This is a genomic window from Vreelandella mediterranea, from assembly GCF_970647075.1.
The window spans coordinates 2,416,186-2,435,904 of the sequence record NZ_OZ310198.1; the positions used below are offsets into that span (position 1 = coordinate 2,416,186).

19 protein-coding genes are annotated in these 19,719 nt (G+C 59.7%); 10 read left to right on the top strand and 9 right to left on the bottom strand.

Going from position 1 to position 19,719, the window contains the following annotated elements:
* The first annotated feature begins 93 nt into the window (after positions 1-93).
* Positions 94-1,167 carry a tartrate dehydrogenase gene (locus ACWFVE_RS11135; RefSeq protein WP_447529337.1) on the top strand — a complete coding sequence of 358 codons (1,074 nt, stop codon included), beginning with the start codon at positions 94-96 and terminating at the stop codon, positions 1,165-1,167.
* Here the strand turns inward: ACWFVE_RS11135 and ACWFVE_RS11140 are convergent.
* From ACWFVE_RS11140 to ACWFVE_RS11170, 7 genes are all read right to left on the bottom strand, one after another.
* Positions 1,164-2,327, bottom strand: a complete 1,164-nt coding sequence (locus tag ACWFVE_RS11140; protein ID WP_447529338.1) for an alpha-hydroxy acid oxidase — start codon at positions 2,325-2,327, stop codon at positions 1,164-1,166. The genes ACWFVE_RS11135 and ACWFVE_RS11140 overlap by 4 nt on opposite strands.
* Positions 2,328-2,335: 8 nt before the next feature.
* Positions 2,336-3,319, bottom strand: a complete 984-nt coding sequence (locus ACWFVE_RS11145) for a 2-hydroxyacid dehydrogenase (protein ID WP_447529339.1) — start codon at positions 3,317-3,319, stop codon at positions 2,336-2,338.
* A gap of 52 nt (positions 3,320-3,371) precedes the next feature.
* Positions 3,372-4,298 carry a dihydrodipicolinate synthase family protein gene (locus ACWFVE_RS11150; RefSeq protein WP_447529340.1) on the bottom strand — a complete coding sequence of 309 codons (927 nt, stop codon included), beginning with the start codon at positions 4,296-4,298 and terminating at the stop codon, positions 3,372-3,374.
* Between the two features lie 14 nt (positions 4,299-4,312).
* A complete protein-coding gene (locus tag ACWFVE_RS11155; RefSeq protein WP_447529341.1) occupies positions 4,313-5,434 on the bottom strand; it encodes a mandelate racemase/muconate lactonizing enzyme family protein in 1,122 nt (373 codons plus the stop codon).
* 63 nt (positions 5,435-5,497) lie between these two features.
* Positions 5,498-7,012, bottom strand: coding sequence for a tripartite tricarboxylate transporter permease (locus ACWFVE_RS11160; protein ID WP_447529342.1), 1,515 nt, complete (start codon positions 7,010-7,012; stop codon positions 5,498-5,500).
* Positions 7,013-7,037: 25 nt separating this feature from the next.
* Complete coding sequence (locus tag ACWFVE_RS11165) at positions 7,038-7,520, bottom strand: tripartite tricarboxylate transporter TctB family protein (RefSeq protein WP_447529343.1); 483 nt, start codon at positions 7,518-7,520, stop codon at positions 7,038-7,040.
* A 49-nt stretch (positions 7,521-7,569) separates the two neighbouring features.
* The gene (locus tag ACWFVE_RS11170) at positions 7,570-8,535 is read right to left on the bottom strand and encodes a Bug family tripartite tricarboxylate transporter substrate binding protein (RefSeq protein ID WP_447529344.1); all 966 of its coding nucleotides are present in this window, start codon (positions 8,533-8,535) and stop codon (positions 7,570-7,572) included.
* A gap of 167 nt (positions 8,536-8,702) precedes the next feature.
* Between ACWFVE_RS11170 and ACWFVE_RS11175 the strand changes: the two genes are divergently transcribed.
* Positions 8,703-10,442, top strand: a complete 1,740-nt coding sequence (locus tag ACWFVE_RS11175) for an IlvD/Edd family dehydratase (protein WP_447529345.1) — start codon at positions 8,703-8,705, stop codon at positions 10,440-10,442.
* Positions 10,443-10,546: 104 nt separating this feature from the next.
* Positions 10,547-11,221 carry a GntR family transcriptional regulator gene (locus ACWFVE_RS11180; RefSeq protein ID WP_447529346.1) on the top strand — a complete coding sequence of 225 codons (675 nt, stop codon included), beginning with the start codon at positions 10,547-10,549 and terminating at the stop codon, positions 11,219-11,221.
* A 96-nt stretch (positions 11,222-11,317) separates the two neighbouring features.
* Here ACWFVE_RS11180 and wrbA read toward each other — a convergent pair whose 3' ends face one another.
* Positions 11,318-11,917 (bottom strand): NAD(P)H:quinone oxidoreductase, encoded by a 600-nt coding sequence (gene wrbA, locus ACWFVE_RS11185; protein WP_447529347.1) that lies wholly within the window; start codon positions 11,915-11,917, stop codon positions 11,318-11,320.
* Positions 11,918-12,098: 181 nt separating this feature from the next.
* On the opposite strand from wrbA, the gene ACWFVE_RS11190 reads away from it, so the two are divergent.
* From ACWFVE_RS11190 to ACWFVE_RS11220, 7 genes are all read left to right on the top strand, one after another.
* Positions 12,099-12,539 carry a hemerythrin domain-containing protein gene (locus ACWFVE_RS11190; protein WP_447529348.1) on the top strand — a complete coding sequence of 147 codons (441 nt, stop codon included), beginning with the start codon at positions 12,099-12,101 and terminating at the stop codon, positions 12,537-12,539.
* 183 nt (positions 12,540-12,722) lie between these two features.
* Positions 12,723-13,694, top strand: coding sequence for a succinylglutamate desuccinylase (locus ACWFVE_RS11195; protein WP_447529349.1), 972 nt, complete (start codon positions 12,723-12,725; stop codon positions 13,692-13,694).
* Between the two features lie 273 nt (positions 13,695-13,967).
* Positions 13,968-14,738 carry an ABC transporter ATP-binding protein gene (locus ACWFVE_RS11200; protein ID WP_447529350.1) on the top strand — a complete coding sequence of 257 codons (771 nt, stop codon included), beginning with the start codon at positions 13,968-13,970 and terminating at the stop codon, positions 14,736-14,738.
* A 14-nt stretch (positions 14,739-14,752) separates the two neighbouring features.
* Complete coding sequence (locus ACWFVE_RS11205) at positions 14,753-15,454, top strand: ABC transporter permease (RefSeq protein ID WP_447529351.1); 702 nt, start codon at positions 14,753-14,755, stop codon at positions 15,452-15,454.
* A gap of 1 nt (position 15,455) precedes the next feature.
* Complete coding sequence (locus ACWFVE_RS11210) at positions 15,456-16,187, top strand: ABC transporter permease (RefSeq protein ID WP_447529352.1); 732 nt, start codon at positions 15,456-15,458, stop codon at positions 16,185-16,187.
* 124 nt (positions 16,188-16,311) lie between these two features.
* Complete coding sequence (locus ACWFVE_RS11215; protein ID WP_447529353.1) at positions 16,312-17,082, top strand: transporter substrate-binding domain-containing protein; 771 nt, start codon at positions 16,312-16,314, stop codon at positions 17,080-17,082.
* Positions 17,083-17,266: 184 nt separating this feature from the next.
* Entirely contained in the window at positions 17,267-18,100 is an 834-nt protein-coding gene (locus ACWFVE_RS11220) for a TraX family protein (protein WP_447529354.1), read from the top strand.
* On the opposite strand, the gene ACWFVE_RS11225 is transcribed toward ACWFVE_RS11220, so the two are convergent.
* Complete coding sequence (locus ACWFVE_RS11225) at positions 18,078-19,685, bottom strand: diguanylate cyclase domain-containing protein (protein WP_447529355.1); 1,608 nt, start codon at positions 19,683-19,685, stop codon at positions 18,078-18,080. The two genes, ACWFVE_RS11220 and ACWFVE_RS11225, sit on opposite strands and share 23 nt — an antisense overlap.
* Between the last annotated feature and the right edge of the window lie 34 nt (positions 19,686-19,719).

A 19,719-nucleotide genomic window follows, 5' to 3' on the forward strand; every position in this document is an offset into this window, starting at 1 on the left:
GCAACAATCATTTGCAGTGTAGCCTGACCAGCCAAGGCGCTAAAGTCGCTACACTACTCGATGAAGACAGCGCGTTTTCGAAGGAGCTTATTGATGGCCCACACCATTGCAGTGATCGCCGGCGACGGTATCGGCACCGAAGTCATGCCCGAAGGCGTGCGCGCGCTACAAGCCGCGGCCAAACGCTTTGACATCGACCTGGCATTCACCCACTTCGAGTTCGGTAGCTGCGACTACTACCTGGAACACGGCCAGATGCTGCCCGACGACTGGTTCGAGCAGCTCAAGGGCTTCGATGCGCTGTTCTACGGCGCGGTGGGCTGGCCGGAGAAAGTGCCGGATCATATCTCGCTGTGGGGCTCGCTTTTGCAGTTTCGCCGCCGGTTCGATCAGTACGTCAACCTTCGCCCCTGCAAGCTGATGCCGGGCATCAAGAGCCCGCTGGCCGGCCGTGAGCCCGGCGATATCGACTTCTACGTGGTGCGGGAAAACACCGAGGGCGAGTACTCGAGCATTGGCGGCAAGATGTTCGAAGGCACCGATCGAGAAGTCGTCATTCAGGAAACCGTGATGAGCCGTACAGGCGTCGACCGCGTCCTCAAGTACGCCTTTGACTTGGCAAAGACGCGGCCGCGCAAGAAGCTCACCTCGGCGACCAAATCCAACGGTATCTCCATCACCATGCCCTACTGGGACGAACGCGTGCTGGAAATGGCCAAACAGTACCCGGAGATCGAAGTGGATAAATTCCACATCGATATCCTGACCGCGAACTTCGTGCTGCACCCGGACTGGTTCGACGTGGTGGTGGGCAGCAACCTGTTCGGCGATATTCTGTCGGACCTGGGTCCGGCGTGTACCGGCACCATCGGCATTGCGCCCTCGGCCAACATCAACCCGGAAGGTAACTTCCCGAGTCTCTTCGAGCCGGTGCACGGCAGCGCGCCGGATATCGCCGGCCAGGGCATCGCCAACCCCATCGGCCAGATCTGGTCCGGCGCGATGATGCTCGAACACCTGGGCCATGGGGAAGCCGCTAAAGCGATGGTCGATGCCATCGAGGCGGTACTCGCCGAAGGCGACCCCCAGGTACTCACCGCAGACGCCGGCGGGCAAGGTACGACCGAAACGTTGGGCGAGGCCATTGCGAAGAGAATTGCGGGTTAGGCCAGGCTTGGCCGTCGCTCGATCAGGTGTTCGCGGCTTAGGCAAGCAATGTCGGTTACGCCCAGCAGCGCCATGTCGCGCACTATTTCCTCGCGAAGAAGTGTCAGCGCGTGGCGCACGCCGGCCTCGCCAGCGTAGGCGGCGGCGTAGTTCATGGGCCGGCCGATGAACACGAACGACGCCCCGAGCGCCAACGCCTTGATCACGTCGGTACCCCGGCGAAAGCCGCTATCCACCATCACCGGAATCGACACGGCACTCACCACCGCCGGCAGCGCCTCGAGCGCGGCCGGGCTGTAGTCCAATTGGCGCCCGCCGTGGTTGGAAACGATCACCGCATCGCCCCCCAGCGCCTCCACTTTCCGGGCATCCGCCGGGTTCAAAATCCCCTTGACGATCAGCTTGCCCGGCCAAAGCGCGCGCACCCGCTCGAGATACTCCCACTGCAGGTGACTGCGCCCGGAGAAGTCGCGGTTGACGTTTTTGGAGAGCACCGCGATGCCGCGATGCGCGTAGTTGTTCTCGAAGTGCGGCATGCCGTGGTGGTAAAGCGTGCGCAGGAAGGTACCGAACAGCCAGCGCGGGCGAACCAGCCCGTCCCAGGCCAAGCGCAGGCTGGGTCGAAGCGGCGACGAAAAGCCGCTTTTGCGATTGTTGTCGCTATTGGGTGGCACCGGGTAGTCCACGGTGATCACCAGGTTTTTAAACCCCGCCCGGGCCACGCGCGCCAGCAGCGCCTCAACGTCTTCCAGCGTGCCCGGCAGGTAAGCCTGAAACCAATCGGTTTCGCCCTCGCGCAGAACCTCCTCCAGCGCAATCAAGGAGCTTCCACTCAGAATCATCGGCAACTGCTCTTTGGCCGCCGCCCGGGCCTGCACGAGATCGCCCCGGTAGGCGGTCAGCGCGCTGATGCCCATCGGCGCGATGCCGAACGGCGCGCTGTAGGGCTTGCCTAACAACGTGGTCTCGGTCGAGATGCGCGATACATCGACCAGCGCCCTGGGCATCAGGCCGTAATCATCGAACGCACGCCGATTCTCGGCGAAGGTTTTGCCCTCCTCGGCGCTATTGGCGACATAGCCGAATAAGGGCCGGGGTAGATGCTTTTTCGCTGCGTGCTCGAAGTCGTGCAGGTTGTGTATTTTCGCCAGTCGCTTCACACCGATTCCTATTGTGTAGGCGCCCACGCGGCTGGGTTCACGATATTGGGAGGGCGCCGCCCGGCAAGCCCGGCCAGCAGGTTATCGATCGCCAACTGCGCCATTGAAGCGCGCGTTTCATGAGTGGCCGAGCCGATGTGCGGCGCCAGCACTACCTGTGGCATGTTCAGCAAGGGCGAGTCAAAAGACAAGGGCTCTTGTTCGAAAACGTCGAGCCCTGCCGCTCGAATCTCGCGGGTTTCGAGCGCGTGGATCAGCGCGGGCTCATCCACCACTGCGCCTCTTGATATGTTGACCAGCACGGCCGAAGGCTTCATCGCCTTGAAGGCCTGAGGGCCGAGTAGATGATGGTTCTTAGGTGATAGCGGCACCGTCACACAAACGATGTCTGACCGGGCCAGCAACGCCTCGAGCGAGCAATGCGAGGCCCCGAGCTCCTCTTCCAGGTACGGCTTGGATGAAGCGCCGCTGTAGAGTACTGGCATATTGAAGCCGAGCACCCCGCGCCTCGCCACGGCTGCCCCGATACGCCCTAGGCCGACAATCCCCAGGGTCTTGCCGTGTACGTCGAAGCCGAACTGCGCCTCCACCACGTGGCTTTGCCAATTCCCCTCGCGCACCCACCGGTCCAGCTCGGCGATTCGCCGACACGCCGCCATGATCAGCGCAAATCCCGTATCCGCTGTGGTTTCGGTGAGTACATCCGGCGTATTGCTTAAAGCGATCCCCCGGCGCGTCATCGCCTCGACCGGGAAGTTGTCATATCCGACCGAAATCGTTGCAATCATTCCCAGATTTTTGGCACTTTCCAGCAGCGCTTCATCGACGGCGAGTTTACCGCCGATCAGTCCATGTGCCGTTTGCATCGCCTCCAGAAACGCTGGCATGGTGCGTTCATCGAGCTCGGCGAAATAGTCGACGTCATACTGCTGTTCCAGTTGGGCCAACTGCTCGGCATGCAGGCGGCGAACCGCCACGACACGCTTTTTCATCATTCACCTCCAAAGCGCTGGCCCGGCAAGCGGGGCTTGCCGGGCCAGACGCCTAGACTGATGTGGCGTAGCCGGGCATGGTGAAGTCCAGCGCGTCCAGCGCCTGACAAAGCTCGCCGCGCTGGGGCTCGGAGAGTTCCACCAGCGGTGGGCGCAGGCGATGCCAAGTATCATCGCCGCCATAGTGAGCCGTCGCGGCTTTCAAGGCCGGGATCATGGGAAAGCCTTCGAACACGCGGCGCACTTGCGAAAGCGCCTGCTGGCGTGATTCGGCGTTCTCGTCCTGAAAGCGTTGAGCAAGTGCCGCGATTGGTCCCGGGTTGACGTTCGCCGTGGCGCTTATACAGCCTGCTCCGCCGACGCGCAGGGTCTGGAGAAGAAAGTGTTCGCTGCCCGCATAGATATTCATGTCATCGCCGAACGCGTCGATCAGTGAGGCGGTGTTATCCCACTCCCCGGAACTGTCCTTGAGGCCAGCGATGGTATCCGGGTAGCGCTTTTTCAGCCGCTCGACGAGCGCCAGTGTGATGGGCACTTGGGAGACCGGCGGAATGTGATAGAGATACACTTTCAAACGCGATGAGGCGACCCGCTCGATCACTTCGCTGAAATAGCGAAAGAGCCCTTCCTCGGAGACGCCCTTGTAGTAAAAAGGCGGAAGCATCAGCACGTTCGCTCCCCCGCACTCAAGTACGTGCTGGGCAAGCGTCATCGTGTCACCGATGCTGCAGCTCCCCACACCGGGCATTAGGCGCTCGCCGCTCACGCCCTGCTCGACCAAGGCGTCCAGCAGCCGGCACTTCTCCTGTACCGTCAGCGAGCTGGCCTCGGAGTTCGTACCGAATACCGCAAGCCCCACATTCTGATCGATCAACCACTGGCAGTGGGCGGCGAAGCGCCGAGCGTCCGGCTCGAGACGCTCATTGAAGGGTGTGATCACCGGCGACCAGACTTGGCCGGATTGAATACTAGCATCCATAACGCCTCCTTTTATCAGTGCCACTCGTCCACTGCGTAGTTCGCGATGGTCTTCGCATCGAAATCGAACCCTAGTCCTGGCGTTTTGGGCAACAGTAGTCGACCGTTTTCGGTCTTGAGCTGCGTGTCGATCAAACGGCGGAAGTTGAGTACCTGGTCGTTACCGAAGTGTTCAACGTAGGGCGCATTGGGCGAGGATGCCACCAGGTGGACGTGCAGATCGTGGAACCAGTGCGGGCAAACATCCACCCCGTAACTCGCCGCGGTGGCGGTGATACGGCGAAACTCCGTGATACCACCGCACACCGCGGCATCGGTTTGCAGGATCATTGCCGCTTTCTTGTCGAGAAGCTCTTTGAAGCGCCAGCGGCCCGCCTCGATTTCGCCAGTGGCCACGGGCACGAAGGTGCGCTCGGCCAGCCGCTGGTGGTTATCGATATCGTCCGGACTGAAGGGCTCTTCGATCCAGTAAGGGTTGTAAGTCTCGGCCATACGCATGAACTCACAGGCGGACGGCAAGTCGCGCCAGGCGTTGTTGGCATCCATCATCATCCGCACATCGGGCCCTATCGCTTCGCGTACCGCGGCCAAGCGCGCCTCCTCATTGGCCAGCGATTCACGGCCTACCTTGAGCTTGACCGCCTTGAAGCCATTGTCGACGTGGGCGCGCATCTCGTTACCCAAGTCCTCCGGCGTCTTGCCTTCCAGGTAGTAACCGCCGCTGGCGTAGGCGGGAACGCTCTCGGTTTCATGCGCCCCCAGAAGTTTGTAGAGCGGCAGATCCACGGCGCGGGCATTATGGTCCCAAAGCGCCGTATCGATGATGCTGATCGCGCGCATCACCGAGCCGGTGCGCCCGTGCAACAGCGCTTCCTGGTACATCGCCTGCCATAGGCCCTCCACCCGGTAGGTGTCCTCGCCCAGCAATACCGGACGCAGAAGCTCGCGCACCGCCTGAGTGACCAGGCCACCGGCGTTGCTGCCGCCGTAGCAGAAACCGATGCCCTTGTGGCCCGAGTCCGAGGTGATTTCCACCAGGGCGTACTCACGCTTCAGAACTTGCCGGCTGGAAAAGCTCGTCGGGTTGTCCAGCGGTACGCTGACAGTGATGGCTTTGACGTCTTTAATGGTGCTCATAGAGTCCTCTCTTGTTATTACTCGAAGGATGATGACTGAGTCACTCAGTCGCTTGCTTCAGCGTCATACCTGCTGATTTGATTGTTTCTTGAGACGTTTGCGCAGCGCGCCGAACAGGGGTGTGGCCTGAAGCACCGAGAACAGCGCCAGCAGCAACAGCGCAAGGGCAATGGGGCTCTGGACGAACACCATGGGGCTATTACCCCCGATCAGCATGGATTGCTGGTAGCTGGTTTCCATGACGGGACCCAGGATGAGCCCGACCACCATGGGCGCCGGCGCCATGCCGGCCTTGATCATCCAGTAACCGAACAGGCCAAATCCGAACATCAACGCCACGTCGAAAAAGCTGTTGTTGATGGCAAACGAGCCCACTACGCACAAAATGATAATGGCCGTAGCGACGAAGCCGTCAGGCACCTTGGTTACCCCGACGCATACGCGGGTAAACAGAAGCCCCACAGCCAGCAGCGCAAAGTTCGCCAGAATCACCGCCCAGATCAGCGTGTAGGTTACATCGCCGTGTTCGGTGAGAAGGTTCGGGCCGGGTAGGATGCCGTGTACCATGAGCGCCCCGAGCAGGATCGCGGTCGACGAACTCCCGGGAATACCCAGGGCAATGGTGGGTATCAGTGCCCCGCCGACCACGGCGTTGTTGGCCGCTTCCGGAGCCGACAGGCCCGCCAGATCACCCTTGCCGAAGCGGCTCTTATCCTTGGCGAAGCGCTTGGCCTCGTTGTAGGCGAACCAGCTAGCGGTATCGCCCCCGGTACCGGGAATGAGACCGGTGATGACGCCGATCACGCCCGAACGGCCGATGTTGGGCATCAGCGCCTTGATGTCAGCCCATAAAGGCATGATCCGGTCAGTGACCTTATTGGCGACCTTCTTCTTTCCAAGCCCGGTTTTCTCGATGAGCAGCAGCGCCTGAGGGATCGAAAAAAGCCCGATGAGCGCCACCGTAAAGCTGATGCCAGAAAACAGATTGATCTCGCCAAAGGTCATCCTGGGTGTGCCGGTGATCAGATCCATACCCACCGTGCTCACCAAAAGACCAAGCCCACCGGATAGAAGCCCGGATATGACCGAGCCCTGGGAAAGCGAGCCGATGATCGTGATGCCCAGCACGGCGATAGCGAAAAGCTCCACCGGACCGAACTTGAGCACGATGACCCCGAGTAGCGGCGCGGCCACCAGCAGGGCAACCCCGCTCATCAAGCCGCCACAGAACGACGAAAACAGCGATATCCCCAGCGCCTTCCCTGCCTTGCCTTGTTTAGAGAGCGGATAGCCGTCCAGCACGGTGGCCGCCGCCGAGGGTGTACCCGGCGTGTTGAGCAAGATAGCCGCGATGGAGCCCCCGTAAGAGGCGCCCACGTAGAGGGATGCCAACATGCTCAGTCCCGAGGCGGGATCGAGGCTGAAGGTAATGGGCAACAGCAGCGCCAACGCCATGGTGGCGGACAGCCCCGGCATGGCACCCACGAACATTCCCAGCAGCGTACCACCCACGATCAAAAGCAGATTCGACCAGGATAGAACGTTTGTAATGCCGGCTAACACCAAACTTGGGTCCATGACTCACCCCGTGTTTTCAACGTTGTTATAAAAAATTGTTATAAAAGGTGGGAAGTGTGGGCATGTTCAGGCCTAGAAAGTAGAAAAAGACCAGGCCGATCGTTCCCAGCAGCGCCAAAGTGCCGATCAAGGCGTACTTGATGCTGACTTCGCGCACGATCAAAAGCGCGGCTGCCATGAACGCGATTGATGCAATGAAGTAACCCACAATGTTGATGCTGTAGGCGTACACCAGGGCCAGAAGGAAAATGCCGAACGCCTTGACGTAACCCTGCATCGGCGTGGAGGCGCCTGACGCGGCGTCCTCACCTTCTGCAGTAGCCAATCGAGCTCTTTTTCGGGCACCCCATAATTCCTGAACGATCAGGGCGATTGCTAAAAGCCCTACCGCCGTCGAAAAGATCAGCGGCATCTGGGCCGCCCGCGCGGGGTACGCTAGGTTGTTGATGAAAAAGAACAGCGCAACTCCCACCCCGAATACGCCCAGCGACAGACGACTCCAGTTCATTTCAACACTCCCGTCGTTGTCATGATGGTTGTCATGAGGGCTGTAAGGATCAGACGTCGTCTTTGATTTCGGCCCAGATGTCGCCGAAGGTGCTTTCCATGTTCTGCATCATTTCCATGTACTCATCACCGGTGACGATATCGACGTTGAATGCGCGGTCTTGGGCCTGCTGCAGGAACTCTTCATTGGTGGCTAGTTCCTCGAAGGCGGCGATGAGCTGGTCACGCGCTTCATCGGGAATACCCGCCGGCGCGCTATAGCCACGCGATGAGCCGTTGACCACGTCATAACCGACCTCTTTCAAGGTGGGTACATCGGGCAGCATGTCCAGACGCTCCTCGGCGAATACGGCTAGCGGGCGCAGACTATCGGCCTGGATATGGCCGTAAACGATACCCACGTTATTGAAGGATGCATCGATTTGCCCACCCATGGCCGCGGTAGCGGAAGGCCCGTCACCGGCGAAGGGTACGAGCTCGAAATCGAGGCCCGTGGCTTGCTCCAGCATGATGGTAGAAAAGTAGTCGTCGCCGCCGACGCCGGAGTTACCGATGGTGATGCGTCCCGGGTTCTCTTCAGCCGCAGCGAACAGATCTTCTACGGTTTCATAAGGACTATCTGGATTGACCACGATGATGCCCGGGTCGGTCACGACGTTAGCGATGGGCGTAAGTTCGTCGATGCTGTAGGAGATCGAGTCGTTGATGATGTAGTTGGTCATCAACATGGGGGTGTTAGTGATACTCACCACCGAACCGTCCTTCTCCGACTGATGGGCCAGTCGTGTCCAGGCGATCGCCCCGGTCGCGCCCGGGATGTATTCGTTGATGAAATTGACCCCGAGAATTTCTCTTAGATGAGGGTGCACCAGCTGCGCCAGGGCGTCGCTTCCGCCACCGGCCTGAAAGCCCTGCAATACCTTAATCTCATCGGTCACCGAGTATTGGGCGCTGGCGCTTAACGGGACGGCCGTCATGGCGGTCAGAAGGGATACGGAGAGCAGTTTGTACTTCATGGTAACCACCTTGTTTGTCGTATTTGTTGGGTCGCTCATGCGGTATGCCTTGTGAGTTTTGCTTGGCATGCCTGGAAAAAATCTAGTACTTTATTGACAAGATTGTCAATAATATTATTAATAAAACAACCATTCATTATCAAATACGCCGTGAAGAGGGTTTTGCCATGACTAAAAACAACTACGACAGCTCCCAGGGGATGCGCAAAGGTTTGACGAACTATGGCGATGAAGGGTTTTCGCTGTTCTTGCGCAAGGCGTTTATCAAAGGAATGGGGTATACCGACGACGCCCTTTCCCGCCCGGTCATTGGCATTGCCAACACCTACAGCGGCTATAACGCCTGTCACGGCAACGTCGAAGGGTTGGTCGAAAGCGTCAAGCGAGGGGTCATGCTGGCAGGCGGATTGCCGGTGGATTTTCCGACGATCTCGCTGCACGAGTCGTTTTCCCATCCCACCAGCATGTACCTGCGTAACCTGATGGCGCTGGACACCGAAGAGATGATCCGCGCCCAGCCCATGGATGCAGTGGTGCTGATCGGCGGCTGCGACAAGACAGTACCCGCGCAGTTGATGGCCGCCGCCAGCGCCAACGTGCCGGCCATTCAGTTGGTCACCGGACCGATGCTCAGCGGCTCACACCGCGGCACCCGCGTCGGCGCCTGTACGGACTGTCGACGCTACTGGGCCGCTTACCGCGGCCAGGAGATCGACGAGCAGGAAATCAGCGAGGTGAACGACAAGTTGGTACCCACCGTGGGCACGTGCTCGGTAATGGGCACGGCGAGCACCATGGCGTGTGTGGCCGAGGCCATGGGCATGATGCTGCCCGGCAGCGCCACCGCCCCCGCCGTCTTTGCCGACCGTCACCGTATCGCGGAGCAAACCGGTACCGAGGCCGTACGCTTGGCCGTCGAGCAGATTACCCCGCAAAGCATTATGAACGAAGCCGCCTTCGAAAATGCGCTGCGCGTTCTGCTGGCGCTAGGGGGGTCGACCAACGGGCTCATTCACCTGACAGCCATCGCCGGGCGCCTGGGGCTGGACATCGACCTGGACGAGTTCGATCGCATGAGCCGGGAAACACCAGTATTGGTGAATCTCAAGCCTTCGGGTGAGCACTACATGGAGCACCTGCACCAGGCCGGCGGGCTGGCAGCCCTACTTCGGGAGATCAAGCCGCTGCTCCACCTCGATGCGGTGACCATCAATGGCAAGACGCTGGGTGAGAACCTGGAGGCAAGCCCGCACATTCTCAATCAGCAGGTCGTTCGCAGCGCCGAGAACCCCATCTACGCTCAAGGCGGGATGGCCGTCGTGAAGGGCAACCTCGCGCCCGGTGGCGCGATCATCAAGCAGTCCGCCGCATCACAAGAGCTGATGACCCATACCGGACGCGCAGTCGTCTTCACTGGGCTGGAGGATCTGGCCAAGCGCATCGATGACCCAGACCTGGACGTTAACGCCGACGACGTGCTGGTACTGCAAAACATTGGTCCCAAGGGGGCGCCCGGCATGCCGGAAGCCGGGTATATTCCCATCCCCAAGAAACTGGCCGCCCAGGGCGTGAAGGACATGGTGCGTATTTCTGACGGGCGCATGAGCGGGACCGCCGCCGGCACCATCATATTGCACATCTCGCCCGAGGCGGCGGAAATGGGCCCGCTGGCCTTGATACAGGACGGCGACCTCATCGAGCTGGACGTATCCCAGCGCCGCTTGAATCTGCAGGTCGACGAGGCCGAACTCGCCAAGCGGCGCAAGGCTCTGACCCCGCGTATCGAGCCGGCTAAAGAGCGGGGCTATCGGCGTCTGTTTCTCGAGCAGATACTTCAAGCCGAGCACGGCTGTGATTTCGCATTCTGCCGCCCCGAGCCCGTCGGCAGCGTCCCGCGCGGCCAGTAATTACGCCTGCTTAAGAGTTCTTGCTACCATGGTCGATACTTCCTTTACGGAAGGTATCGACCATACCGACCGTAATTTCCTGGCAAGGATATAAGCGACTATCTATGAAAGACAAAAATGCCACGTCGTCGTTAATGACGGTCGGTACCGACCATATTGTCGACGCCATCGAAGAGGACATCGTGCTGGGCCGGCTGAGCCCTAAAGAGCGTCTGGTCGAGGAAGACCTCATCGAACGCTTCGACTGCAAGCGCCACGTCGTACGCCAAGCGCTGTTTCAGTTGGAGACCATTGGCCTGGTGGAGCGCATCAAGAATCGAGGCGCATTCGTCAGGACCTATACGCCGGAAGAAGTGGAGCAGCTCTACGCCATGCGCGAGCTTCTCGAGATCGCCGGAGCCGAGTCGATCGCCCTGCCCGTTTCCGAGGCGACCTTGCAAGCGCTGGTGGATATCCAAACGCAGCACAGCGAAGCGGTCGCAGAGCAGGATCTTCACCGGGTGTTTCGTCTGAACATTGCCTTTCACCGAGCGCTGTTCTCGGCGACCGGCAATAGCTACCTGTCGGAGTGCATCAACGAGTTCGCCCAAAAGGCACACTCGATTCGGTTTGTCGCCATGTCCGATCCGGAAAGCCTCAAGCACGCCCGCGACGAGCACTTGGCCATGATCGAGGCGCTAAAGGCGCAGGACCGCGAGTGGCTTTGTACGCTGTGCAAACAGCACCTGCTGCCGTCGAAAGAGCGCTACCTTCGCTTGGCCCGCTTTAGTGCTCGCTAAATAAGAAAGTGCCCCCTCGGGGAGCACTCTTTCCTTTCAAACGTTCGGTGTTGCGCTTGGGGCTTTTTACACTCGCGTAGCCCGCTCGTGAAGGCGTTATTTCGCGAGCTTGGCCGTTGTCTCGGCCACGAGCTTACCTTGAAAACGCGCAAGCTTGAGCTCGCGCTCGCTTGGCTGGCGAGAGCCGTCGCCGCCGGCCAGGGTCGCCGCCCCATAAGGGTTGCCGCCGCTGACTTCGGAAATATCGAACTGCTCCTCGATACCGTAGCCGATCGGCACGATGATCATGCCGTGGTGGGCAAGCGTCGACCAGGTCGAGGTGACGGTCATTTCTTCACCGCCGCCGGTACCGGTAGAGGTAAACACACTGGCGACCTTGCCGCGCAGCGAACCGTTGGCCCAGAGACCACCGGTCTGGTCAAAGAAGGTACGCATCTGCCCCGCCATGTTGCCGAAACGCGTTGGTGTGCCGACGATGATGCCATCATAGTCGGCCAGCTCACTCGGCGTGGCCTCGGGGGTATCGAAGTCCTGCTTGCCGCCGGCATTTTTGTAGGCGTCTTCGGGCATGGTTTCGGGTACACGCTTGACCGTGACCTCGACACCGTCGACTTCTTTCGCGCCTTCGGCGACCGCCGCCGCGAGCGTATCCACGTGGCCATACATGGAATAGTAAAGTACCAGCACCTTGGTCATTGCTTTCTCCATTCGAGATTTCAGGGTCGACTATCAACTCCTCCTCTAGCCTAGCGGAAAATTAAGCTAAATGAAGGGGGTTGACGCTCGACTGACCGTGATGGCCGAAGCGCCTTGCGCTTTTGCAAAACTAACACTAGTTTTCAAGGCGATTATCGTACTTGCATCCAAGGAGCCGGGAATGACGATTTTTGAAGCACTGCGCAAAGACCACGATCTTCAGCGCGATCTTTTGGCCCGTCTGGTCGAGACCCACGGCGACAGCAGCGAGCGCGACGCGCTTTACAAGCAGGTACGTGCCGAGCTTAAGTTTCACGCCAATGCCGAAGAGCGCTCGCTCTATATTCCGATGATGGATATCGACCTCACCCAGGAAAAAGCGCGCCACAGCGTCGCCGAACACCACGAGATCGATGAACTGATCGAGCTTTTGGACGACACCGACTACAGCGCCACGAACTGGCTGACCCACGCCAAGCAGCTTCAGCACCTGGTGACCCACCACCTGGACGAAGAAGAGCAGGAAGTCTTTCAGCTCGCCGGTCGCGGCCTGGCGGACAACCAGAAAACCTCGCTTGCCGGCGAATACCAGCAAGAGATGGAGCGCCAGCGCGCCGAATAAAGGTGCCGCTTTTTGATAAGTGTCGATAAAGCGCTTGGCCCGCTAACGGGTCAGGCGCTTTTTTATGGGCGTTTATACGGGCGCCCTGGTGCTTTATAGCCAAGCGACGCCGCCTTTGTCGCAAGCATCGGGGCGTGCTACATATAAAAGCCCAAGCGCATTGATAACAACGGAGAGTCATTCATGCTGAGCCAATGGCTGGACTGGACGCTGGAGGGTAAAGCGCCCGCCAAAAGCGGTGGCACGCTCCCAGGTGGGCACTACCAATTGCGCGCGCCGGGGATTTTAGAGCTAAGCCCCAAAACGATTGAAGCGCACGCCCACGCCTGTATTTTCTCCGCCGCTATTCATGGTAACGAAACCGCCCCGGTCGAGCTTTTGGGCCAGTGGCTTGCCGCGCTCGAGGTGGGTAGCGCGCGCCTTAAAGCCCCGGTGCTGGTAATTTTGGGCAATATCCCGGCGCTCAAGGCCCAAACTCGGTTTATCAGCACCAACCTGAACCGGCTATTCGACCGCGAGCTGACCGCCATGGGCGAAGAGCCCGACCGCGCCCGCGTGCTGATGAACGAGGTGGACGACTTTTTCGCCCGCCATGAAGGTCTGCCCCGCCTTCACTACGACCTTCACACCGCGATTCGCCAAAGCCTTTACCCGCGCTTTGTCGTGGAGCCATTCGCCGACACCGCCACCGAGGACCGGCAGTGGGCGTGGCTGGCCGCTGCCGGCATGCAAGCGGTGCTTCACCAGCACCAGCCAAGCTTTACGTTCTCTCACTACAGCAAACATTACCACCAGGCCCAGGCGTTCACCTTCGAGCTAGGGCAGGTGGCGGCGTTTGGTCATAACGACCTGGCGCCGCTTGCGCCCATGGCCAACCTGATCAGCGCACTGGGGGCCGGCGAAGAACCGGAAAGCGCAGCCTCCCCGCCGCGCTTTTTCAAGGTGGCGCACGAACTGATACGCCACTGTGAGGACTTCACGCTCTGTTTCGAGGAGAGTGTGGCGAACTTTACCCGCTTCGAACCGGGCGCTTGTCTGGCCAAAGACGGCCAGGGCGGTGATTTCCAGGTGGGCGAAACCCCGCTTCACGTCGTGTTCCCCAACGCCCGGGTGGAAATTGGCGCCCGCGCCGCCCTTCTGGCCGTGCCGGTATGAGCGCGAGCACTTGGGCGTTAAACACCGTACACTAAGATTCGATACCAAGACCCGATATCAAGACTCAACAGCAAGACCTGGCGATAGATAACAATAATGTAAGGGGCACGCTCGAATAGGTGGCCAACGCCCGGCGTTGATCACTTATTCTCATAAGAGCGAGCACTTCGGGCATAAGGCCTGATAGAATCGCCCCTTTTTCGCGTCAGCCACGCCCCAAACACGTGTTTTACACCTGTGACAGAGTGGCAAACTTGTACTGGAGCCTATGTTATGGCCGCGGCGCCTACCCCCCTGGAAGTTCGCAACATTAAAAAACGCTTCGGCGATACCGAAGTGCTCAAGGGCCTTTCTCTTCAAGCCCATAAAGGCGATGTCATCACCCTGATCGGGGCCTCCGGTTCAGGCAAGAGCACCTTTCTGCGCTGCATGAACCTGCTCGAACAGCCGGATGAAGGCGAGCTGTTCGTTCACGGCGAGCCCATCCGTTTCAAGACCACCAAACACGGGCGCGAGCCGGCGGACCAAAAACAGGTCGTGAAGATGCGCGCCAAGCTCTCGATGGTGTTCCAAAGCTTCAACCTGTGGGCCCACATGACGCTTTTGGACAACATCATCGAAGCGCCGGTACACGTGCTGGGCCAATCGAAAAAAGAGGCCACCGAGCACGCCTATGCGCTGCTCGAGCGCGTGGGGCTGACCGCCCGGGCCAAGGCCTACCCGGCGCAGATGTCCGGCGGCCAGCAGCAGCGCGGCGCCATTGCCCGGGCCCTGGCCATGGACCCGGAAGTGATGCTGTTCGACGAGCCGACCTCGGCGCTGGACCCGGAGCTTGTGGGCGATGTGCTGAAGGTCATGCGCGATTTGGCCAAAGAGGGCCGCACCATGGTCGTCGTCACCCACGAAATGGGCTTTGCCCGCGAGGTATCGAGCCAGGTGATCTACCTGCACCAGGGCGTGGTCGAGGAGTCCGGCAAGCCAGAGGCAGTGCTGGATAACCCGCGCTCGCCACGCCTTAAGCAGTTTCTGACCCCCAACTACTGATGCCGGATGTGACCATGCTCGATTTGCAAGGCTATGGCCCGCGTCTTCTTGAAGGCGCCGGGGTCACCGTTCAACTCGCGGTACTGTCGCTACTGCTGGCCATTGGGCTGGGGCTTTTAACGGCGACGGCCAAGATGTCGCGCCATGGGGTGCTTCGCTGGGTGGCGGGGGTCTACACCACCCTGATTCGCGGCGTGCCGGATCTGGTGCTGATGATGCTGTTGTTCTATGGCGGCCAGATCGGTGTCAACGCGATCAGCGACGTGCTCTATTACAACTACGACATCGATATCTATATCAGCTTCAACGCCTTTGCCGCGGGCGTGCTGACCATCGGCTTCATTTTTGGCGCCTACATGGGCGAGACCTTTCGCGGGGCGTTCATGGCGGTGGATAACGGTCAGATCGAAGCGGGCAAGGCCTACGGCATGAGCAGCACACTGGTGTTCCGCCGCATTCGCTTTCCCCAGATGATGCGCCACGCTCTGCCCGGCCTCTCCAATAACTGGATGGTGCTACTCAAGACCACTGCGCTGGTCTCGGTGATCGGCTTGACCGACATGGTGCGCGTCGCCGCCGAAGCCTCGCGGGCGACCCACGAGCCCTTCGTGTTCCTGATCCCCGTCGCGGTGGCGTACTTATTGATCGCAAGCGTTACCGAGTGGATCTTCGCCCGGCTGCAAAAGCGCTACAACGTCGGTTTTGGGGAGCACTGAGATGTTTGATATTTCCACCTGGTTCAACGACCTTCTCGCCGATAACACTATTTTCACGCCCTCGACCATTGGTCACTACTGGGAAGGATTGGTGACGACCACGCAGTTGGTGTTTTTGTCGCTGGTGATTGGCCTGGTACTGGCCGTGCCGCTGGCCATTCTGAGGAGTTCTCGCCGCAAATGGATCAGCCTGCCGGTATACGTGTATACCTACGTGTTTCGCGGCACGCCGCTTCTGATCCAGCTCTACATCATCTACTACGGCGTGGTTTTTTTCGAAGGCATCCAGGAGAGCTTTCTGTGGCCGATTTTTCGTGAGGCGTTCTATCCGGCGCTCATCGCCTTTACGCTCAATACGGCGGCCTACACCACCGAGATTTTCCGCGGTGCCATCAAGGCGACCAGCAAGGGGGAAATCGAGGCGGCCAAAGCCTACGGCATGTCGCCAGGTTTGCTGATGCGCCGCATCGTCATTCCCAGCGCTTTTCGCCGCGCCCTGCCCGCCTACGGTAACGAAGTGATTTTCATGCTCCACGCCAGCGCCATCGCCAGCGTCGTGACGCTCATGGACCTCACCGGGGCGGCGCGCTATGTGTATTCGCGCTTTTATACGCCCTTCGAACCGTTTCTGTTCGTCGCGCTGATTTATCTGTGCCTGACGTTCGCGATTCTGTTCTTCTTCCGTTTTCTGGAGAAACGGTTACTGGCGCATTTGACCCCCCAAAGCCTGTAGTCAGGCGCCGCCATCGTCAAACAAACGTTGGTTCACGAAGCACTTGGGTCTTTGCGCCATCGCTAACCTGAGTTACGTTAAAAGAGATCTATTGAAACGAACCCTTTTGCAACGGAGCGCCATGATGAAAAAGCTACTCTCGGTTTCCCTGATCGGCCTGGCCGTGGCCGCCGCCTCGAATGCCCAGGCGCGCGACTACGACAACGTGCGTATCGGCGTGGATGTCCCCTACGTGCCCATGGAGTACCGCACCCCGGAAGGCGACCTGACCGGTTTCGACATCGACCTGGGCAACGCGCTCTGCGAAGAGGTCGGCGTCACCTGCGAGTGGGTCGAGCAGGAGTGGGACGGCATCATCCCGGGGCTATTGGCGCGCAACTACGATGCGGTCATGTCATCGATGACCATCAACGACGAGCGCCGCCAGCAGGTGCTCTTCTCCGAGCCCTACATCACCATGCCCTCGGCCTGGTTCGCGGCAAGCGATCTGGACATCGACGAAGCCAATGAGCAGACGCTCGATGGCATGACCATCGGCGTTCAGCGCGGCACGCTTCAAGACAACTACGTGACCGACAACTACGACAGCATAGCCGATATCAGCCGCTACTCCACCGCCGATGACATGGTGCTGGACATGGACGCCGAGCGTCTGGATATCGTCTTCCTCGACTTCCCGATCGGCCAGTCCACGCTGGTAGAAAGCGACGAAGGTGACTACACCATCGTCGGCGAGCAGATCACCGAGCCCAAGGAGTACTTTGGCGACGGCTTCGGCATCGCCTTCCGCCAGCGCGACGAAGCCCTGGCCGAGCGGTTCAACGAAGCACTTGCCACCCTCGAAGAAAACGGCACCTACGACGAGATCTACGCGCGCTACTTCGGCGACGAATAACGCCCAAGCGTTTGAAGATAAAAACCCCGGCGCTCGCCGGGGTTTTTTCGTTTATAGGGTATAGTAAGCGCTCGTTGCCCTTGCGCCGGCCCAGGGCGTGGGGCGATGAACTCGAACGCCACGCCTGGGTCTGATCGAAAACGTTACTCCTGCTTCATAGGGTCATGTTAAACACGGAGGTTTTATGGCTTTCTTTTCTGGCGCTCGCGCCCGGACCGCTGCGTCACCCACGCCCCAAGAGCGCGCCGAACGGCCACTCTCCCACTGGACCGCTTGGGCCCAGTGGCTTGCGCTACTCACCATGACCGTCGACCACCTGGTACGTTACGTGCTGCCCAGCGACTGGGATCTGGGCTGGGCGGGCTCGTCGATCGGGCGTATCGCCTTCCCGCTGTTTGCAGCGATGGTGGCCTGGCACGGGCTTTTCAACACGCGCAACCCGCTGCGCTACGCCCGGCGAGTGCTGGTGATCGGCATTGCCGCCCAGGTGCCGTACATGATGATGCCCCGCCTAAGCGACGCCTTCATTTTGAATGTCTGCTTTACGCTGGCAAGCGGGCTGGCGATCGGGGCGCTGGTGCGCCAAGGATGGCAGCACTACCGCCATCAGAGCCTGGGGTTTGGCTGGCTCTTGCTGGGCGCGGCGGTCGGGGTGACGCTTTGGTACCTGCTGGGATTCTGGGTGGAGTACGGCCACAACGGGCTAATGCTCATTCCGTTTTTCATGTTCGCCATGCATGCGCTCAACGAAACCCGGGATGCCCTGAAGTCCCGGCTTTGGGCGGGGCTGGCTGCGTTTCCCGTGCTTTGGGTCGCCGGTCAGATGAACGCCTCGGATATGTCCAAGTCCTTCACCGTAGGGACGTGTGTCCTGGTGCTGGTGTTGGCCGCGGGGGGCGCTCAGCATATCCCCAAAGTATTCAAACAGATGCCCCGGCGGCTGTGGCTTGCCTGGTACCCGGGCCACTTCGCGCTTATCGCGCTATGGCTTGTGATTAGCGGTCGATTAGCGATTTAACCAGATTCGAGCGTAGCGCGGCCTGGTTCAGCGCTTTACGCATTTCGGGGCGGTAGCGACGAAGCCGGGCCCGCCCCTCCGCTTTGGCCTGATACATCGCAATATCCGCCTGCTTGAGAATTTCGGTGTGGTCGCACTTGGCGGCGTTAAAGCAGGTATAGCCCATGCTGGGGGTTACCTCGACCTGCTGCCCCTCCAGGCTGTAGCGCCCGCCAAGCGCGCTTTGAAGCGCCTCCATGCACGCCAGGGCGACGTGCTCGGCCTCCTCGGTCAGGGGCTGATCAAAGAGCATCAGCATCACGAATTCATCGCCGCTCAGCCGGGCGGCCATATCCCGTTCTCCCAAATGCATTTTCAGACGCTTGGCTATTTGCACCAGCAGGTCATCGCCTGCGGCGTGGCCAAAGGTGTCATTGATCAGCTTGAAACGGTCCAGATCCATGAACATGACCAGGCCAGTGCTGTCGCGGCTTTCGGGCTGTTCGGCAAGGCCCATGAGGCGTTCGATGAAAAGACGCCGGTTGGGCAGATCGGTCAGCGCATCGTAATACGCCTGGCGATAAATGATCGCCTCGTTCTGGGTGCGTTCGGTAAAGTCCTCGACGATCGCGATACCTCCGACGCGCTCGTTGCTGGCGCTATTCACCCCGCTGAAAATGGCGCGCAAAGGGGTACCAGTTTCAGCGCCGGGCAGGTAGAAGGTACCCTCGAAATAGCCCGAGCCTTTTTCGAGAGCGTCCCTCACCCCTTCGGCCACCTCCTGGTTGGCGACGCGGTCCAGCATTCGGTAGCCGATGAACGCCGCGCGCTCGCCGCCCAGAATCGTTAGCATCTGGTCGTTGCAATCGCTAATGGTGCCATGGCGGTCGAAGTTTAAAACGCCCAGCGGAGAGTGGTCGAAAATCGAGCGATAGCGGTTCTGGCTTTCCAGCAGTTGCTCTTCTCGCGCCTCGATGCTCACGCGCAGGGAAATGTTATCGTGAAAAATGCAGTGAAAACGTGAACAGGTGGCCAGCATCAGCACCAAAAAAATCAGAATGATGCTGCCCATCAACGTCTCGCCATTGATGAAAAACACCACGGAGAGCGGCAAGAGAATCTGGCTGATAAAGCCAAGACCGACCCAGCGCACCGATGAAAGCGTGGTCGTTCCCCCCGCGGCGACCCCCGCCATGATGATCGCCAGGGTGGCGACCTGGCCGGGGTGGTCCGGAGTAAAAAACAGCACCCCCGCCGCACCCCACAAAGTCGCCGAAAAAAGCGCGCCAAAAGCGAAAGCGTAAAGCCACCTTCGCGAGTGGGCGGTATAGGCTACACGCTGATATCGATAGGCCAGCAGTAAGCGGAATATCGAAATAGCAAAAAGCGCCACCAACCATAGCACGATGGTCGACGTCTCGATGCTGGCCCACATGATCGACGACACGCATAGCGCGACGAGAAGGCTACTAACCACCGGCTGCCAGAGCTTTTCATATAAAAGCCTGACTTTCGCGGCCTCCAACTCGCACAACGAGACGTCACCGGTCAAGTCGAAAGAGCGGCTATTGTCCGTAACCATGGCGGGCTTAAGCTTCCAGAGCATATTCGATCCCTGCGCAATTGTATTGCCAGCTTGA

Excerpts from the sequence above, each read along its gene's own strand:
- ACWFVE_RS11170 (WP_447529344.1), bottom strand. The coding sequence starts at position 8,535 with ATGAAGTACAAACTGCTCTCCGTATCCCTTCTGACCGCCATGACGGCC.
- ACWFVE_RS11135 (WP_447529337.1), top strand. The coding sequence starts at position 94 with ATGGCCCACACCATTGCAGTGATCGCCGGCGACGGTATCGGCACCGAA.
- ACWFVE_RS11190 (WP_447529348.1), top strand. The coding sequence starts at position 12,099 with ATGACGATTTTTGAAGCACTGCGCAAAGACCACGATCTTCAGCGCGAT.
- ACWFVE_RS11175 (WP_447529345.1), top strand. The coding sequence starts at position 8,703 with ATGACTAAAAACAACTACGACAGCTCCCAGGGGATGCGCAAAGGTTTG.
- ACWFVE_RS11155 (WP_447529341.1), bottom strand. The coding sequence starts at position 5,434 with ATGAGCACCATTAAAGACGTCAAAGCCATCACTGTCAGCGTACCGCTG.
- ACWFVE_RS11220 (WP_447529354.1), top strand. The coding sequence starts at position 17,267 with ATGGCTTTCTTTTCTGGCGCTCGCGCCCGGACCGCTGCGTCACCCACG.
- ACWFVE_RS11160 (WP_447529342.1), bottom strand. The coding sequence starts at position 7,012 with ATGGACCCAAGTTTGGTGTTAGCCGGCATTACAAACGTTCTATCCTGG.
- ACWFVE_RS11150 (WP_447529340.1), bottom strand. The coding sequence starts at position 4,298 with ATGGATGCTAGTATTCAATCCGGCCAAGTCTGGTCGCCGGTGATCACA.
- ACWFVE_RS11195 (WP_447529349.1), top strand. The coding sequence starts at position 12,723 with ATGCTGAGCCAATGGCTGGACTGGACGCTGGAGGGTAAAGCGCCCGCC.
- ACWFVE_RS11225 (WP_447529355.1), bottom strand. The coding sequence starts at position 19,685 with ATGCTCTGGAAGCTTAAGCCCGCCATGGTTACGGACAATAGCCGCTCT.
- ACWFVE_RS11165 (WP_447529343.1), bottom strand. The coding sequence starts at position 7,520 with ATGAACTGGAGTCGTCTGTCGCTGGGCGTATTCGGGGTGGGAGTTGCG.
- ACWFVE_RS11210 (WP_447529352.1), top strand. The coding sequence starts at position 15,456 with ATGTTTGATATTTCCACCTGGTTCAACGACCTTCTCGCCGATAACACT.
- ACWFVE_RS11180 (WP_447529346.1), top strand. The coding sequence starts at position 10,547 with ATGAAAGACAAAAATGCCACGTCGTCGTTAATGACGGTCGGTACCGAC.
- ACWFVE_RS11205 (WP_447529351.1), top strand. The coding sequence starts at position 14,753 with ATGCTCGATTTGCAAGGCTATGGCCCGCGTCTTCTTGAAGGCGCCGGG.
- ACWFVE_RS11145 (WP_447529339.1), bottom strand. The coding sequence starts at position 3,319 with ATGAAAAAGCGTGTCGTGGCGGTTCGCCGCCTGCATGCCGAGCAGTTG.
- wrbA (WP_447529347.1), bottom strand. The coding sequence starts at position 11,917 with ATGACCAAGGTGCTGGTACTTTACTATTCCATGTATGGCCACGTGGAT.
- ACWFVE_RS11200 (WP_447529350.1), top strand. The coding sequence starts at position 13,968 with ATGGCCGCGGCGCCTACCCCCCTGGAAGTTCGCAACATTAAAAAACGC.
- ACWFVE_RS11215 (WP_447529353.1), top strand. The coding sequence starts at position 16,312 with ATGAAAAAGCTACTCTCGGTTTCCCTGATCGGCCTGGCCGTGGCCGCC.